This is a genomic window from Paenibacillus sp. FSL F4-0243 (genome assembly GCF_037963295.1).
GTDB lineage: Bacteria > Bacillota > Bacilli > Paenibacillales > Paenibacillaceae > Paenibacillus_AQ.
Genome location: NZ_CP150151.1, coordinates 2,985,589 through 3,001,533, shown reverse-complemented (window position 1 = coordinate 3,001,533; position 15,945 = coordinate 2,985,589). Strand labels below are relative to the sequence as shown.

The 15,945-nt window shown below is 43.8% G+C and carries 16 protein-coding genes; 3 read left to right on the top strand and 13 right to left on the bottom strand.

From position 1 onward, the window contains the following. Window positions 1–180: 180 nt before the first annotated feature. The 6 genes from NSS87_RS13220 to NSS87_RS13195 all read right to left on the bottom strand — a co-directional run bounded on the left by NSS87_RS13220 (window position 181) and on the right by NSS87_RS13195 (window position 5,423). A complete protein-coding gene (locus tag NSS87_RS13220; protein WP_042187644.1) occupies window positions 181–945 on the bottom strand; it encodes an ABC transporter permease in 765 nt (254 codons plus the stop codon). Further along, window positions 942–1,886 (bottom strand): daunorubicin resistance protein DrrA family ABC transporter ATP-binding protein, encoded by a 945-nt coding sequence (locus tag NSS87_RS13215; RefSeq protein WP_042187642.1) that lies wholly within the window; start codon window positions 1,884–1,886, stop codon window positions 942–944. The genes NSS87_RS13220 and NSS87_RS13215 overlap by 4 nt, the downstream gene beginning before the upstream one ends. Before the next feature lie 11 nt (window positions 1,887–1,897). After that, window positions 1,898–2,251 carry a DUF1048 domain-containing protein gene (locus NSS87_RS13210; protein WP_052404266.1) on the bottom strand — a complete coding sequence of 118 codons (354 nt, stop codon included), beginning with the start codon at window positions 2,249–2,251 and terminating at the stop codon, window positions 1,898–1,900. Then, complete coding sequence (locus tag NSS87_RS13205) at window positions 2,244–2,573, bottom strand: PadR family transcriptional regulator (protein ID WP_042187640.1); 330 nt, start codon at window positions 2,571–2,573, stop codon at window positions 2,244–2,246. Before NSS87_RS13205 ends, NSS87_RS13210 begins: the two co-directional genes overlap by 8 nt. 229 nt (window positions 2,574–2,802) lie before the next feature. Then, window positions 2,803–5,040, bottom strand: coding sequence for a M56 family metallopeptidase (locus tag NSS87_RS13200; protein ID WP_339247651.1), 2,238 nt, complete (start codon window positions 5,038–5,040; stop codon window positions 2,803–2,805). A 5-nt stretch (window positions 5,041–5,045) separates the two neighbouring features. Continuing rightward, window positions 5,046–5,423 carry a BlaI/MecI/CopY family transcriptional regulator gene (locus tag NSS87_RS13195; RefSeq protein ID WP_042187637.1) on the bottom strand — a complete coding sequence of 126 codons (378 nt, stop codon included), beginning with the start codon at window positions 5,421–5,423 and terminating at the stop codon, window positions 5,046–5,048. A 298-nt stretch (window positions 5,424–5,721) separates the two neighbouring features. On the opposite strand from NSS87_RS13195, the gene NSS87_RS13190 reads away from it, so the two are divergent. Beyond that, window positions 5,722–7,212, top strand: coding sequence for a 4-hydroxyphenylacetate 3-hydroxylase N-terminal domain-containing protein (locus NSS87_RS13190; protein ID WP_339247648.1), 1,491 nt, complete (start codon window positions 5,722–5,724; stop codon window positions 7,210–7,212). A 169-nt stretch (window positions 7,213–7,381) separates the two neighbouring features. Here the strand turns inward: NSS87_RS13190 and NSS87_RS13185 are convergent, their stop codons facing one another. Further along, complete coding sequence (locus tag NSS87_RS13185; RefSeq protein WP_339248554.1) at window positions 7,382–8,545, bottom strand: MFS transporter; 1,164 nt, start codon at window positions 8,543–8,545, stop codon at window positions 7,382–7,384. A 325-nt stretch (window positions 8,546–8,870) separates the two neighbouring features. Between NSS87_RS13185 and NSS87_RS13180 the strand changes: the two genes are divergently transcribed. Then, a complete protein-coding gene (locus NSS87_RS13180) occupies window positions 8,871–9,452 on the top strand; it encodes a TetR/AcrR family transcriptional regulator (RefSeq protein WP_042187630.1) in 582 nt (193 codons plus the stop codon). Between the two features lie 119 nt (window positions 9,453–9,571). Then, entirely contained in the window at window positions 9,572–9,949 is a 378-nt protein-coding gene (locus tag NSS87_RS13175; protein WP_042187629.1) for a PilZ domain-containing protein, read from the top strand. A 113-nt stretch (window positions 9,950–10,062) separates the two neighbouring features. Here NSS87_RS13175 and mnhG read toward each other — a convergent pair whose 3' ends face one another. Genes mnhG through NSS87_RS13145 form a run of 6 tightly spaced genes read right to left on the bottom strand, consistent with a single transcriptional unit; the run spans window position 10,063 to window position 15,891 of the window. Further along, window positions 10,063–10,467: a monovalent cation/H(+) antiporter subunit G gene (gene mnhG, locus NSS87_RS13170; RefSeq protein ID WP_042187627.1), complete on the bottom strand. Its 405-nt coding sequence runs from the start codon at window positions 10,465–10,467 to the stop codon at window positions 10,063–10,065. Continuing rightward, on the bottom strand, window positions 10,442–10,735 hold the full coding sequence (locus NSS87_RS13165) for a Na(+)/H(+) antiporter subunit F1 (protein ID WP_042187626.1): 294 nt from the start codon (window positions 10,733–10,735) through the stop codon (window positions 10,442–10,444). The genes mnhG and NSS87_RS13165 overlap by 26 nt, the downstream gene beginning before the upstream one ends. Further along, the gene (locus tag NSS87_RS13160; RefSeq protein WP_042187625.1) at window positions 10,735–11,208 is read right to left on the bottom strand and encodes a Na+/H+ antiporter subunit E; all 474 of its coding nucleotides are present in this window, start codon (window positions 11,206–11,208) and stop codon (window positions 10,735–10,737) included. Before NSS87_RS13160 ends, NSS87_RS13165 begins: the two co-directional genes overlap by 1 nt. Window positions 11,209–11,213: 5 nt before the next feature. After that, window positions 11,214–12,692: a Na+/H+ antiporter subunit D gene (locus NSS87_RS13155; RefSeq protein WP_042187623.1), complete on the bottom strand. Its 1,479-nt coding sequence runs from the start codon at window positions 12,690–12,692 to the stop codon at window positions 11,214–11,216. Then, window positions 12,689–13,027: a Na(+)/H(+) antiporter subunit C gene (locus NSS87_RS13150; RefSeq protein ID WP_076282807.1), complete on the bottom strand. Its 339-nt coding sequence runs from the start codon at window positions 13,025–13,027 to the stop codon at window positions 12,689–12,691. The genes NSS87_RS13155 and NSS87_RS13150 overlap by 4 nt, the downstream gene beginning before the upstream one ends. Then, window positions 13,027–15,891 carry a Na+/H+ antiporter subunit A gene (locus tag NSS87_RS13145; protein WP_339248552.1) on the bottom strand — a complete coding sequence of 955 codons (2,865 nt, stop codon included), beginning with the start codon at window positions 15,889–15,891 and terminating at the stop codon, window positions 13,027–13,029. The genes NSS87_RS13150 and NSS87_RS13145 overlap by 1 nt, the downstream gene beginning before the upstream one ends. Between the last annotated feature and the right edge of the window lie 54 nt (window positions 15,892–15,945).

Genomic DNA, 15,945 nt, shown 5'->3' with positions numbered 1-15,945 from the left:
TAAAATTAATTACCAAATCCGGTACTTCTAATTCTATGTACAAAAATTTTATATAAATCACATTTCTAGAATAGCACAGAAATATTCACCCCACCATTCAGCCAGAATCTTAAAATTAGCCTGTGCACACAAAGAGCCGGTATCCCCCTCTTTCGAGAAGCCACCGGCTCTTTTTTACGTCTATTTCATTCTCCGTTTATACACTCGCATTGCGGAAGCCCAGAAAAACGCAAGTATTGCTAAACTCCATAATACCGCCACAAGCGTAGTTTTATCTGCCGTTCCTCCGAGTAAAAGAGAACGAATACTCTCGATAAGCGGTGTCATGGGCTGATATTCTGCGAATACGCGTATAGCCGAAGGCATGCTGTCGGTCGGCGCAAAGGCAGAACTAACGAATAAAAGTAACATCAAAATGTAAGAAAATACTCCTGCTCCTTCGAATGATTTAGCAAGTAAGCCGAAGGTGACGGCAATCCAAGTAAACGCAAGTACGCTAAGCAACAAAATACCAATGGCTAATACCCAACCGAGCACATCCGCTTTCGGCCGAAATCCCATTCCGAAGGCAACAAGGAAAATGGCAAGCAATGAAATGACGTTAAAAACTAATGAAGCAACCACATGACCGCCTAGAATAGAGGCTTTTGCGATCGGCATGGAGTGGAAACGCTCGAATATGCCTTTCGTGAGATCGTTATTGATACGAAGAGAAGAATAAGCCACGCCACTAGCAATGCAAAAGAGCAATATTCCGGGCACAATATAATTGATATAGCTTACATCACCGGTGTTCATCGCTCCGCCAAAGATGTAAACAAAGAGCAGCATGATCATGATCGGCATGGCGATGACGGTAATAATCGTGTCGATGCTACGTGTGGAATGGCGAATGACACGCCCACTCATGACGGCGGTATCGCCTAGAAAATGAATGAATTTCATCGGGAGTCCTCCTTTTTGCTAGTGACGATCGCGAGAAAAACATCCTCAAGCGAGGGCAGTTTCTGCGCAAACTCGGCAATTTCTATGTCAGCTTCCGCTGCTTTCGTTAGCAGTCGCATCATCTGTCTCGTACTTCCGTCTGTAATGACGGAGAGCGTGAGATTGTTCGAATCTGCAGTCGCGTTAAATTCCTTCAACAGATCTTGTGCTTGATTTAGCGTTGTTTCATTGTCGAATCGAAGCTCGATATGACCCTTAGGCAATCTATTTTTTAGCTCCGCGGGACTGCCGCTTGCCACGATATGACCTTCGTGTAAGATCGCAATTTGATCAGCTAGATGGTCAGCTTCCTCTAAATACTGCGTAGTTAAAAAAACAGTGACACCTGATCTCGCTAAATCCTTGATCATATCCCACATAGCAAGACGCGCTTGCGGGTCAAGTCCGGTGGTCGGCTCATCGAGAAAAATGACCGAAGGGTTACCCAATAAGCTCATGGCCAAATCCAAGCGCCGACACATCCCTCCGGAATACGTGGAGATTCGGCGATCGGCGGCATCGAGCAAGTCAAAACGACGTAATAACTCCTCGGCTTGTTTGTCAGGATCGGGCAAATGGCGGAGTTTGGCCATCATTCGCAGATTCTCGCGTCCGGTCAGGATATAGTCAGCGGTGACGCTTTGTCCTGTCAGGCTGATCTCCTTACGTACTTGCTCTGGTTGCTTAGTTACGTCGGCTCCATTAATCTTTGCGCTTCCGTTGTCGGGCTGGAGCAGGGTGGCAAGAATTTTAATCATAGTGGTTTTACCCGCGCCGTTGGACCCTAGAAGAGCAAAAGTTGAACCCTTCTGAACAGTGAAGTCCACCCCCCGCAACACTTCCACGTTCTTATAGGATTTTTTGAGGCCTATTACTTCAATCGCCCAATTGTTCGATGTCATCCTAATCCCCCCTATCTTCCAAGTTTTTTGTGAATGGACTCGTTCATTTTGGCTCGCATTTTCCCTGTCCAAGTCTGAGCGGAAACGTCCTCGAGCAGCCCGTCACAGAACGCCATTACGTCATTCCCTACGATCTCCAGAACATCTCGACCTTCAGCAGCTCCCATCTCAAACATGTCAAGCATTTCGGGAAACAGGTTGATGACGCTAGAATCGTTTGTTGAGAAGTTCAGCATGTAGCGCGATGCGATATTGTAAACTTCTCGGTAATCGTTCGGGAGCGCTTTTGAACGTTTTACGCACTCTTTATAAGCCTTTTTTTGTTCACGTAAATCTTTAAATTTAGCGAGCATGTTCTTATACACGGCTATCCTCCTTCAGTTGGGTAAGTCTTGACGAAACATATCCCCATTTCTCCCAAAACATGGACAGTTCCCGCCATCCCTCTTCATTTAAACTATAAAATTTCCTTGGTGGTCCTATTTCGGACGGTTTTTTCTCGATATCGACGAGTTTATTTTTTTCTAACCGTATCAAGATGGTGTAGACCGTTCCTTCAACAACATCTTCGAAACCGAGCGCATTTAGCGTTTTTACGATTTCATACCCATAGGTTTCTTTCCGGCTGATGATTTCAAGTACACAGCCTTCCAAAACTCCTTTCAGCATTTCTGTTAGGTTATCCATTTAAATCCTCCAATGCTACTCTGTATTGCTTAGTACCACTATATAGTAACACCGAGTAGTGGAATTGTAAATAGGAGGAAAAGCGGATTGCTAAAAATAAATACGACAGCAGTAGGGACTGGATTTGGTATGAGTGGAAAGCATTTGCTTTTAGTCAGTAACAATAAAGAAAGCCCGCGCTGGGCACGGGCTTTCTTTATTGTTACGAGGTTCTTCGACATCGACAAAACTATTTATACGGGTCAGCAATTTCTTCCCATTGACCAGTGAAGACATCCACTTTTATCGTGAACTCCCTGCCGCCTTGCCTAACATTACTGAACAAATAACCATCTCCAATAAAGCCGGAAATCCAATCCTCATCTATTGGCTCGAAGCCTTCTGTATCAAAGATTGGCTGAAGTAACTTATACAGCTCCTTCTTGTATTCCGTACCGTTAGATATGTTCCACAGATCTATCGCTTCTCGATTCACAAGGCTTCTCACTGGACTGCCAGAAGTTGTATCATGAACCGTTCCGGTAAGAGGATTAATTTTATAGCTAAGGCCTTCCCCTACGCCATTCGGTGGATCCATAAAATTAATCGTGTATTGATCGCCTTTTTTACCAAAAGTCCAGCCGCTAGCTGGAAGCTTTTTTTCCAGCAAGGACTTAATATCCTGTTCACTGAGCGGAGGAGAAATAAACGAGCCATAGTACATCTGTACACTCTCAATGGTCAATTCCTTGCCGTAAACGACAATAACTTCAAGCGGAAACTCAGAGATGGATGCTGCACCTGCCAAACGAGCTACAATACGGTCCCCATCAAGCTCATACGAAACTACGGCGCCAAATCCAATCTTCTCGCCCCAAGCCCCCTCAGTGTAATCATACACTTTAGTCAAATGCTTTCCGTCTAGTTCAGCGGATACGTAAGTGTGGTTATTCCGGTGTGTAATGGAGGATTTCAGCCTCCGATTTAGCGTCTCGACCGGTTCCTCTACCACAAGCTCTTCCAGAGTGACAGGCTGGAGCACATGAATCTCACTCATTGAGAGCCCTGTTCCAGTACCGGTAGTAATACGAATAAAGATTTCTTTGGTACCATCCCCGTTAAGATCGGCTTCTTCAATGGAAGGAGGCCGCGTTTCATCTTCGCCGGCATTCCACAAAAACGTTCTGTTAACCTCACCGCGCACATCAACCGTGACTTCATGCAAAAGTGCATGCTCAGCCGTGGGCTTCGCAGTTACAGTAATTCCGTTTTTCTCCGCTAATAGGGTTCCTTCGGGATCGATTGCAGTTGAATCTTTAGCCTGAGAAGCTGACGGGATAACAACACTCTTCTCCGGGGCTGACGTAGAACTCAGCTTTGCCCCAGTCAAGGTACAGCCACTTAAGACCATAATTACTGCTAACCCCAACACCGTGTTTTGTACAGTGATTTTTTTATGCCTGGTGATCATGGTTATCCTTCTTTTCATTTCCTTCTTGCTGCTTGAAATGCCGGCCGCACCAGCCACTCGGATTGGATCGGTCAATGTTTCCAATAGTTTAAGAAGAGTCCGTGCGTAGTCTTTGTGGTGCTCCGATGCAAGATGCTTTAAAGCCAGCGCATCACAGGCGACCTCTTGATCCCGTTTCATTTGGCTAACGGCATACCAAAGCAACGGATTGAACCAATGCAGGGCCAGCAGCAGTCCTGTCAGCAGATTCAGCGAAATATCACGACGTTTCACATGCGCCAGCTCATGCAGAAATATATGACGCAGTTCGTTTGCCTCCAGCGTGTGCAACATGGATGTCGGCAGCAGCAGCTTGGGGCGCATCACACCAAGCAGTGTGGGCACGGCAATCTGCTTCGTCTCAACCAGCTTCACTGGGCGCCTTACCTTCATCTCTCGTTGACACGTTTCGAACAACCACAGGATATCTGCGGAACGGATCTCCGGTTCCCGTCGAACCCGTGCCGTGAATCGCAGCTGCTCACGAACCGACAGACTTATCATTACCACTGCTCCGCTAAGCCAGATCAGAACCAGCAAATGCATCGGCGTCCAGCCTGTATTGAATGTCTCATAAGGATCGTAGATTTCCGGAGTCACCAGTGTCATACTATCTGGTCTCTCGGCTTGCTTTGAAGTTCCTGTTCCTGTTATTTCAGCGACCTTGGTCGAGTCCACCTCTTGAATGTTCATCCCGGACACAGGCAAATCACCTACATCCGGCTGCGCAGAAGGAATATTGAAAGTCAGAGCTGATTCTGTCTCCAGCGGAAACAAATTAAAAATACTGAACGCACTTTCCGGTGTCCAAGGGACGGCTAACCTCACGATCAGCGGTATCCACAGAAGATACGTCCAGGTCGGTTTTAATCTATTCTTGATCAAGAAACGGGTTGCCAGGATCAGCAAAGCCAGCACGCTCGCCATAGCGGATAGTGACAATATCTTAACGAACAGATTGTATGCAGCTTCCAGCAAGCGACTCAGTCCTTTCGCTCATCCAAAATTCTCTTCAATTCTTCAATATCTTCTCGGGACAGCTTCTCATTCTGTAAAAAGTTGACTAACATCGGGCGCAGCGTTCCACCGTAGATCCGCTTCAGAAAAGATTGTGTCTCCGATTGGACGCATTCCTCTTCCCGCACCAGTGGGTAATACGAATACACCCTTCCTGTCTGGTTGTAACCGATAGCCCCTTTCTCCGTCAGACGCTTAATCAGCGTCCGCACCGTTTTTGGGTTCCAGTCCCGGCTGCCCTCCAGAGCTTCAACAATCTCTCCTGCCGTGCGCGGGGCTCCAGTCCACAGCACCTTCATTACTTCCCACTCGGCATCCGAGATTTTTGGAATTTCCGTAGACATAATCCTATCCGCCTTTCTTTCTACTGAATGACTACACTTGTAATCCAATGTAAAAAATATACAAGTAAGTCTCGTTTATGTCAACCATAAGTAACAATACGAATCACTATTAACAATGAATGCAGATGTGGGGTTAGTGCAGAACACTATATTTGGGGAGATAATTGTGAATATCCTCTTTTTATAGTTTAAATTAAGGTTGGCCCCTTCACTGACCCGGTGTATGGACAATGTACAAGAAGAATTATGATTACGTACATTAAAAATATTAATACAACTCTCCAAAGAGGTGGAACGTGTGCCTATTAAAAATGGTAATCAATACATCGAACGAATCGACCGGCAAAATATCAATATCTGGTACAAAGGGACGCGTATCGAAGGACCATTATCCAAACATCCTGCATTTCAAGGCCTCATACAAACACAAGCCGAAATGTACAACATGCAGTGTGACGAACGTTATTTAGCGCAGATGACCTACCCTTCGCCTGATACTGGAGAGCTTGTTGGTCTATCTTTTCTCCCACCCAAAAGTGTTGATGATTTAGAACGTCGAAGAAAAATGATTGAACTCTGGTCAAACAGACATCACGGTTTTTTAGGACGCTCCCCAGATTATATGAATACGGCAATCATGTCTCTGTTTACTGCTGCCGATATCCTTGAGGACCTTCATCCGAAATATGCTGAGAACCTCAGGAAATACTATGCCTACTGCCGAGATCATGACATTACTTTATCCCATGCATTCATCCAGCCTCAAGCAAGTAAAATATCCGGTCAGGTTGATGCCACAGAGGATTCTATCGCTGCTAAAGTCGTAGAAATCAAGGACAAAGGGATGGTTGTGACCGGTGCTTTTATGATGGCAACTCAAGGGGCTACATGCGATGAAATGCTAGTATTCCCTACGCCTTCACCATCCCTTGTAGATGATGATAATCCCTTCGCATTTGCCTTTGCAGTACCTAATGATCTGCCTGGGATGACTTTTTTTTGCCGTGAAAGTTACTCAGCCCCATCTGCTTACGACCATCCCTTAAGTTCTAGATATGAAGAAATGGATACGCTTGTTATATTTGACCGCGTACTCATCCCTCATGATCGAATATTTTATTACGGAGATGAGATCTACTGTGCCCGATTGTTCGGTGAGAGTCACTTTCATACCCATATGGGTCACCAAATCATCACCCGCTATATTGCTAAGACTGAGTTCTTTCTCGGTGTGCTAGAATCTTTGGCAGAAGAACAAAATGCTGAGCTCGAGCCCTTCACCATTCTGCCGATTTCAAGAATACTGACGTTTCTAGAAACATTCAAAGCGTTAAGACTCGCTTCTGAAGTAGGAGCATCCCACGATAAATTTGGATTTCTTGTTCCTGATAAAGGCCCCCTTCTAGCTTCAACCATTCACTTTTCAGAGTTTTATCCGAAGATGGTTGAAATGGTTCAAAATCTCAGTTCAAGCGGGCTTATCATGATCATCTCTGAATCGGACTTCAGTTCAAGTGCCGGTTCATACCTCCATCAGTATTTGAAGGGTAATGTCTCGGATGCTTGGTACCGAAATGCCTTATTCCGGGTCGCATGGGAACTGGGAGCGGGTGCATTCGGTGGCCGCCAAACCCAATTTGAGCGGTTATTTTTTGGGAATTCAGAAACAATGGCCTGGCGTATGTACAATAGCTACGATAATCATGAATACTTCCGTCAAATCATTCACGAATTTATTTCACCAGAAGACCCCCTCCCTAATTCAACAACAGATGTAGTTTCTAATTGAGCTTTCTTTTTGTATATTTTTCATGTTGAATTGAACTTTTCGAATTGCTCCCACGGCCAGGTGACATGAAATACTATAGCCCTGGCTGGAGCGTTAAGACTTAGAAATCGCACCTAATTATACGAGATCAGTGTTACAATTTTTTCAGCACGAATATTCATCCCTTCAGTTACTCCTTTGTTAATAACCAAAAAAGAAGAGCCAGAGCACTCACAATTGCACCTAACAAACTCACTCCGTTCCAGCCAAAGTAAACATAGATACTCGTAGATGCGATCGACCCAGTGGCGCTGCCAATGGAATAAAAAATCATGTAACCGGCAGTAAGCCTACTGCGTGCCTCAGGTCGCAAAGTAAGGATCATGCTCTGATTGGTGACATGTACGGCTTGTACTGCAAGATCAAGAAGGATAATACCAACGATTAATGCAATAAGAGAATGTTGAACATAACTTATTGGCAACCATGATATGAGCAAAAGAATCAAGGCTACACCTGTGGTCTTCTGCCCTAAACCCCGATCGGCGAGGCGACCTGCTCGCGCTGCTGCTAACGCGCCTGCAACACCTGCGAGACCAAACGCTCCAATTGCAGTATGTGAAAGAGAAAACGGTGGGGCGCTGAGAGGTAATACTAGAGATGTCCATAATATACTGAAAGCAGTAAAAATCATCATGGCTAGTGCAGCACGGATTCTAAGAGTTCGTTCCTGAGCAAACAACGTGAACATTGAACGAATCAGCTGTAGGTAAGATAATGATTCTCTTTTATGCTCATAATGTGGCAACACCCGAAACAATACACATGCCATGATTAGTGTTAATACCGCGGAAACAAGGTAGACAGAACGCCAACCTGCTAAATCCATTAATACGCCAGCGAAAGTTCGCGCCAGTAGAATACCAATTACGATTCCACTTGTCACAACACCAACGACACGCCCACGTTCGGCTGGAGCAGCCAAAGTTGCCGCGAATGCAACGAGCGTCTGTGTCACTACGGCTAGAAACCCAACCGCTGCTATACCTATGAATAACACTATACTGCTGGTGGCAGTACCAACGACAATTAAAGCCAATACGGATAGAAGCATCTGTCCAGCGATCAGCCAACGCCGATTTAATAGATCACCCAGAGGCACTAGTAATAACAGTCCAAGTGCATAAAAAATTTGAGTGATTGTAATAACAAGTCCAACGAATGAATGAGAAATACCAAACTCGTTCGAAATAGCGTCCAGTAAAGGTTGCGCATAATAAATGTTAGCAACAACTATTCCGCAGGCGATGGAAAATAAAAGTGCCACATTACGAGATATTATTGATACAGGCACTGGTTCCGACGCTCTAAGCCCTCCTCGTACTTTTTCAGTTTTTTTGACTGTTTGATCCGCTATAATAGCTTTCGATTCCTCAACAGATTCCCCCAAAGATAACGCCTCCTGATTAACTTTTATCAAATTCATACATTGCATACCAATCAGTACGTAAATACGTTTGACAAATATAACTCTAAAAAAAGATAACTGTCAAGAGATTAGCTTATAGAACAACCAAAAATTAGAATTCGACTATTTATACGTTCATTTCTTATTGACATAATAATATTCAAACCATAAAATAATATCATACCGTTCGATATGAAAAGAGGGAGTTAGTATGGCTCGACCACGTGAATTTGATGAGGAAAAAGCATTGGATGCAGCTATGCAAGTATTTTGGGAAAAAGGGTTCGAGGCTACCTCTTTAAGCGACCTGACATCAAGAATGGGTATTCAGCGGCCTAGCATCTACTCTACCTTCGGGGATAAAAAAGGACTATTTGAAGCTGCGTTGCGGAAATATACGAGTTCTCATGCTGCCTATGTTCGTAACAAGCTTCAAAACAATTCTTCTGTTAAAGAGGCATTCCGTGACTTTTTCGAAAATATAGTGACAAAAGAATATGGACAACATCCGAACTGGGGATGCTTTTGCATTAATTCGATGGTTGAACTTTCACCCCACGATGAGAAATTTGAGCTCCTGACAAGAGAACACCAGATGTATCTCTCGGTAATATTTCAAGAAACGATTGATCGGGGTTTGCGCTCAGGTGAGCTTGATTCAACTATTAACGCAAAAAGTTTAGCGCAGACACTAGTCATATCATTAATTGGACTTACTGTGATCATGAAATCCCGTCCTGAAAGATCATTTGTAGATAATTCTGTAAAAGAAATACTTACATTGTTACGATAAAATCAAAAATTAGATATGCAGCTTTTGTAACTTTGAAACTTTAATATGTTTAATAACTCTTCACTAATCCTGTTTTCCTGTCGATAATTTATAGTAGATGGAAAAGTATGGAGGAGCATATGAACACTAATCGCAGAACTGAACCTTTTCGATATACCCTTAAAGAACCTGTAACCCTTGATCTTCATATTCTTAGTATTAACGGAATCCAGGTTCCTTCTAAGCCTGTAAGAGCTGTACTGTTCAACATCAGTCGAACAGGCTGCCACTTATCGTTACCCCTCAACATTAATCCAGAAAATAACCTGGTACGGATTGGTATGGAAATGAATCTTACGGATGAATCTATTTACTTAGAAGGAATTCTAAAATGGAATAGAGAACAGCAGGACTGTTTCCATTACGGTATTCAATTAGACATACCTGAAGCAGACATTGAGTGTCTTCCGAGGGTGCTACGTAGGCTCGCTGGAGAAGGTAAAATATTGGTTCGTTGAGATGTTAACAAAAGAATAGTACTCCATTAATAAAAAAACAAACCCGCGTGTAGACGCGGGTTTGTTACAGTTTTTGCTGCTGTTATTCAAAATCAAGATAATTCCTAACACTTCTACCTTTGTTCTTGAGGTATATCTCGTTCAGGGGTTACTGGTATAACTTGCTCTTTCTCCAGCACCTCTTTTAAATCATCCTGAATTCTTCGATCCCAATGAGGAACACCGGAGCGATATGCCGCTCTACCTGTTAGGTGGGCGGATAAAGGTGCAGTTATAAATACAAAGACAATTCCTAGTAATAGCTTTGCACTAATATGATTCTGAAAAAATGCAAAATATAGAAATGCCCCAACTAAGACACATAACACACCGAGAGTGGCACTCTTCGCGGCAGCATGTGATCTTAGATAAACATCAGGTAGCCGTATCAAACCAATAGCACTAACGGCGCTAAGCAATGCCCCTGTAAGAATTAACAAGGCAAACAGCAACTCACCTGTAGTCTTGATCATTTCCATTTTCTAGCACCACTCCCTTTTCGATATATCTGGCAAAGGCTGTCGTTCCAATAAAGGAAAGAATTCCAATCAATAAAATAATTTCTATAAAAGCCTGCGTTTGGAGAAAGACAGATAACACGGCCACCATTGCTAGCAGATTAATTCCAATCGTATCTAATGCAGCGACTCGGTCAGGTAAAGAAGGTCCTTTCACCAAACGCCAAGCACATACGCCTATAGCTAAAGCCATGATTGTAATGGATAGCATAAGAATAAAATGAATCATTAGCGGGTCACCTCCAGTATCGCTCGCTCAAAGGTATCACGGATATTTGCCCTGAACTGTGCAGGGTCATCAACATCCATTGCGTGAATATACAATGTCCGATTATCATCCGACACTTCAAGCACCACCGATCCAGGAGTGAGGCAGAGCATCGTGATTAACGTTGCCACTTCCCAATCTGATTTCAGCTCTGTAGTATATTTGAGGATAGCTGGACGTATATTAAGCTCCGGTCTTAGAACGGCTTTTACCACTACATAACTAGAAACGACCAGCTCCCGCAGCAGCAACAGGATTAGCTTAATGATCGCCCACACTTTTCCAAGATATAACCTGGGCCAAAAGCGTCGCATTCCGAGCAGAATGAGTATACCGAGCAGGAAACCAATGACGAAACGTGGCCCAGTCCAATCATTGTGCAGAAACATCCACAGGAATGCTATCATGAAATTCAATAATAGTTGAAAAGCCATAGTATCTACTCCTTCATGACAGCGTTAATGTATAATGCTGGATCGGCCAGTACGGCTCCGGCTTGGCTGACATATCCGTTTACCGTCTCAGCACCTACACCCATCAGAATTACAATCGCGAACAGAACAGCTGCCGGTGCCATCATAGCTTTATAATGAAGCGGTTTGACTTGTTCTTCCCTTTTCTCGCCACCCCAGAATACCTGCTGGAATACCTTGATCAAGGAATATAACACTATGAAGCTTGATGCAAGTGCAATTAGTGCCAGAGCCACATGATTCTGTCCAAATCCGCTACGCACCATCATCACTTTTCCAGCGAAACCACTAAGTGGTGGAACACCAACCAACGCCAAAGTCAGTACGAAGAACATCCAGCCGGTCCACGGATAGCGTCGGATTAAACCACCCATTTCTTTTAAGCGGTCGGTGCCCGATGCTGAGATAATCATCCCGCCCAGGAAAAATAATAATGCTTTGGCAACCATGTCATGCATTAAATAAAACACTACACCATTTAACGAATCCTGAGTCGCGACAGAAATCCCAAAAGCAATAAATCCAACACTGATGATGATATTATAATTAAAAATCCGCCCCAGATCGTTGTAAGCCAGTGCACCGATTGCACCAAGGATCATCGTCGCTCCCGCCATCCAGGCAATCAGTGAATGGGTGAGTCCCGGTTCTTGAATAAAAATCAATGTAAAGGTACGTGTAATGGCATACAATCCCACTTTCGTTAACAATGCTCCAAACAGTGCTCTAACAGCCACAGGTGGTGCACTATAAGAATCCGGAAGCCAGAAAAAGAGCAGCAAACCTGCCTTTATCGAAAATACGATCAGCAGCAGGACCGCAATGACGTTCATTACACCGCCTTGTCCCGCCTCTGCTACACGCATAGATAGATGTGCCATATTCAGTGTTCCTGTCGCGGCATATAAATAAGCAAGCGTTGCTACAAACAAGGAAGAGGAAATCACGTTAACTAATACATATTTTAACGTCTCTCTCAGTTGACCTTTGGAGCCACCAAGTACAATTAAAGCGTACGAGGCAACTAACAGGACCTCAAAGCAGACGAACAAGTTAAACAAATCTCCGGTGAGAAAGGAGCCAAATACCCCAGTTAATAGAAAATGGAAAAACGGATAGTAATAAAACCTTTCTCTTTCTTCCCCAATGCTGGCGAAGGAAAAAAATAGACATGCCGCACCAACAATAGCACCGACTAGCACAAGTAAAGCCGCAAACATATCGGCAACAAACACAATGCCATAAGGTGGAAGCCATCCACCCATATATAGGGTCTGGATGCCCTTTGTACTTACCTGGTACACAATGATTCCAGCAACCAAGATATTTAAAAACACACTGACGGCACTGATAATACGTTGCAGATCCACTCGGTCTTTTAGAAAAATCAGTATAACTGCCGTAAAGGCCGGAATCAGCAGAGGCAGCACTAGCAAGTTGTTCATTGTTGTCTCTCCTCCTTGGTTCCTTCCACATCATCCGTGCCCGTCGAACGGTAAGTCCGGTATGCCAAAACAATGAAGAATGCTGTTACTCCAAAACTAATTACAATAGAGGTCAAAATGAGCGCCTGCGGTAACGGATCTACATACGCCTCCGCTTTTTCACCTAGCAAAGGTGGAGCACCTGTCTTGAGACCCGACATTGTCAGTAGCAGTAAATGAACACCATGGGTAATTAAATTAGTACCCAGCAGGATGCGTAGCAAGCTTTTGGAAAGGACTAGATAAACACCTACGGTAAACAATACGCCGATCGCCAAGGCAACAACAAGCTCCATTAGCTATCCCTCCCGATCGTAAGTATGATATTCATAGTGACACCAATAACAGCTAGATAAACACCAAGATCAAAGAACATTGCAGTGGTTAATTCTGTTTTGCCCATAAGCGGCAATTGGAAATACCCAAAATTTTGGCTCAGGAAGGGTACGTCGAATATAAATGAGCCAACCCCGGTAAGAAAAGCAATCGAAATCCCGATCGCAATTAACTTACGATAATTAATAGGCAGCACTTTCTCAACCATATCCATCCCAAAAGTAATAGCAAGTAGCACCAAACCTGCAGAAGCCATCAAAGCCCCAATAAATCCGCCTCCCGGATTATTATGACCGGCAAAAAACAAAAACAACGAAAATATCAGAATGATAACGAATGCTACTTTAGCTACCGCTTGCAGTAACACATCATCACTTCGGGAATAACGAGGCTTATTATAGGGAACAACCCTCTTCAGTTGGTCTGCTGTACCCTCTCCATCCAACTGCAGCTTGATCATGGAATAAATAGCAAGTGAGGCAAGGCCTAGTACTGTTATTTCAAACATGGTATCAAAGCCGCGGAAATCAACGAGCAGAACATTGACAATATTTTTACCGCCACCCAAAGTATAGCTATTCTCCACATAATATTTCGAGATGGATTCGAACGGACTACTGCCTAGAGCAGCAAGTGCAACCAATGTCATCGTTACGCCCATCCCGATGGAAATAATTAGTTTCAGGAAATGCGCACGAGGTTTGAGCTTCTCTTTTTCCAGCCTAGGCAAATGCCTGAAACATAATAGGAACAATGTAACAGATACCACTTCAACAATCATTTGCGTAAGCGCCAGATCAGGAGCTCTGAACAGAACAAAGAGCAAAGTAACCATATAACCAACCATTCCTGTTAACAAAATGGCTGTTATTCTGGAACGCACAAACGGAATAGCTAAAGCACCTAGAAGCAAAACCATTACAGCAATAACCTCAAACAAAGAAAAAGGAGTATACTCAGTCGTACCAAGTGTAATTCCATCTGAATACCAGACGACACCGCAAATCGTTACGATCAAGAAGGAAAAAATATACATTAAATAATGTCTCATGGAACCAGTCATATAAGAACTAGTCACCCATCTAGACAATTTCTCAACCAGCCGGATTACTCCGTCATAGACTTGATTTAAAGTGTAGCCACTGCCCCATTCTTTATCGACCAGACTTAAGCGGCCATAGATTCGGTATACAGTAATACCAAGAATCACAACACCAAGTGTCATCCATACTTCTGGTGTAAAGCCGTGCCAGAAATGGATATTCACAACAAAAGGTTCCCCGGTCTGCAAGATAGGGTGAATAGCATTCATTGCAGGGATAATAAGTGTATTAGATAATATATTCGGGAAAAAACCGATAAATATAGACAGCACTGCTAGCAGGCACGGGGCAAGCAGAAGTCCAAATGGGGCTTCATGCGGTTTTTTGTCCAGCTTCTCAGGCTGATATTTTCCGAAAAAGGTGTGGAATACCAAAATCATACTGTATGCAAAAGTAAACACGCTGGCAATCCAGGCCAAAACCGGGAAGAGCGTAAACAACGAGGGAATAGAGAATATATCCAAGTTTCGGATATTCAGGACAGCTGTAAAAAACATCTCTTTACTTAAAAATCCTGAAAATGGCGGCAAACCAGCCATGGAGAAACTGCCGATCATCGCTACCGTAAAGGTAACCGGCATAATGGAAATCAGTCCGCCCAGCTTTCGCAGATCGCGGGTACCCGTCTCATGGTCAACTATACCGACCATCATAAACAAAGAGCCTTTAAAGATGGCATGGTTAATAAGGTGAAAGATAGCCGCTGTTGTTGCAGCAGTGTAAAAGACTGAATCTTCCCCTGCATAAAATGCCGCTGCCGATCCCATTCCTAGCAATCCCATAATCAGTCCAAGTTGACTAATCGTTGAATAGGCTAATAGAGCCTTCAGGTCCGTCTGCTTCATCGCCTGGATAGAGCCATAAATCAAGGTGATCAAACCGACGCCTGACACAACCCAGAACCACTCATATTGCCCCGCAAAAATAGGGCTGAAACGGGCGACAAGATACAATCCAGCTTTAACCATCGTTGCTGAGTGAAGATATGCGCTGACGGGTGTCGGTGCCTCCATGGCATCCGGCAGCCAGATATGGAACGGGAACTGCGCTGATTTGGTGAATGCACCTAATAGAATTAATAGCATCGCTGGAATAAACAACGCATGCTCACTAATATCGCCAACCTCGCTCCAAATTTCCCGAATACTAAAGGTGCCTGTCATCACATACAGCATTAAAAAGCCGGCAAACATCGCTAAACCACCAAATACGGTAATCAACATAGATTTAAGAGCACCATACCGCGATTTTTGCCGCCGATGCCAGAAAGCAATCAGCAGAAATGACGAGACACTTGTTAATTCCCAAAAACCGTATAGCACCATCAAGTTATCCGAGAGCACAACGCCAAGCATCGCTCCCATAAACAACATTAAATAAATATAAAAAGGGGTCAACGCTTCTTTTCGCTTGTCTAGATAATAAATCGAATAGATAATTACAAGACTACCCATTCCAGTGATTAACAAAGCGAACAGTAAACTTAATCCATCCAGATGGAAAACCAAATCAATGCCTAGGGAAGGAATCCATGAAACGGTTTCATATCCCAAATCCCCTCCCTTAATAACGGGAATCCGGGTTAAAAAATATACAAACAAAGCGAGTGAACCGGGGAAAACAAGCCATCCTCTATGAAGGTTGGATGCTCTCTTGGTCAAAAGTGCGATTACTAAGGCCATTAGAAACGGAACAAGTATGATTACATGCAGCAAAGGCAGTCCTCCTTTTCCACTTGAGCTTATCAAGTTGTGAACTTTAGTACTTACTTTTTT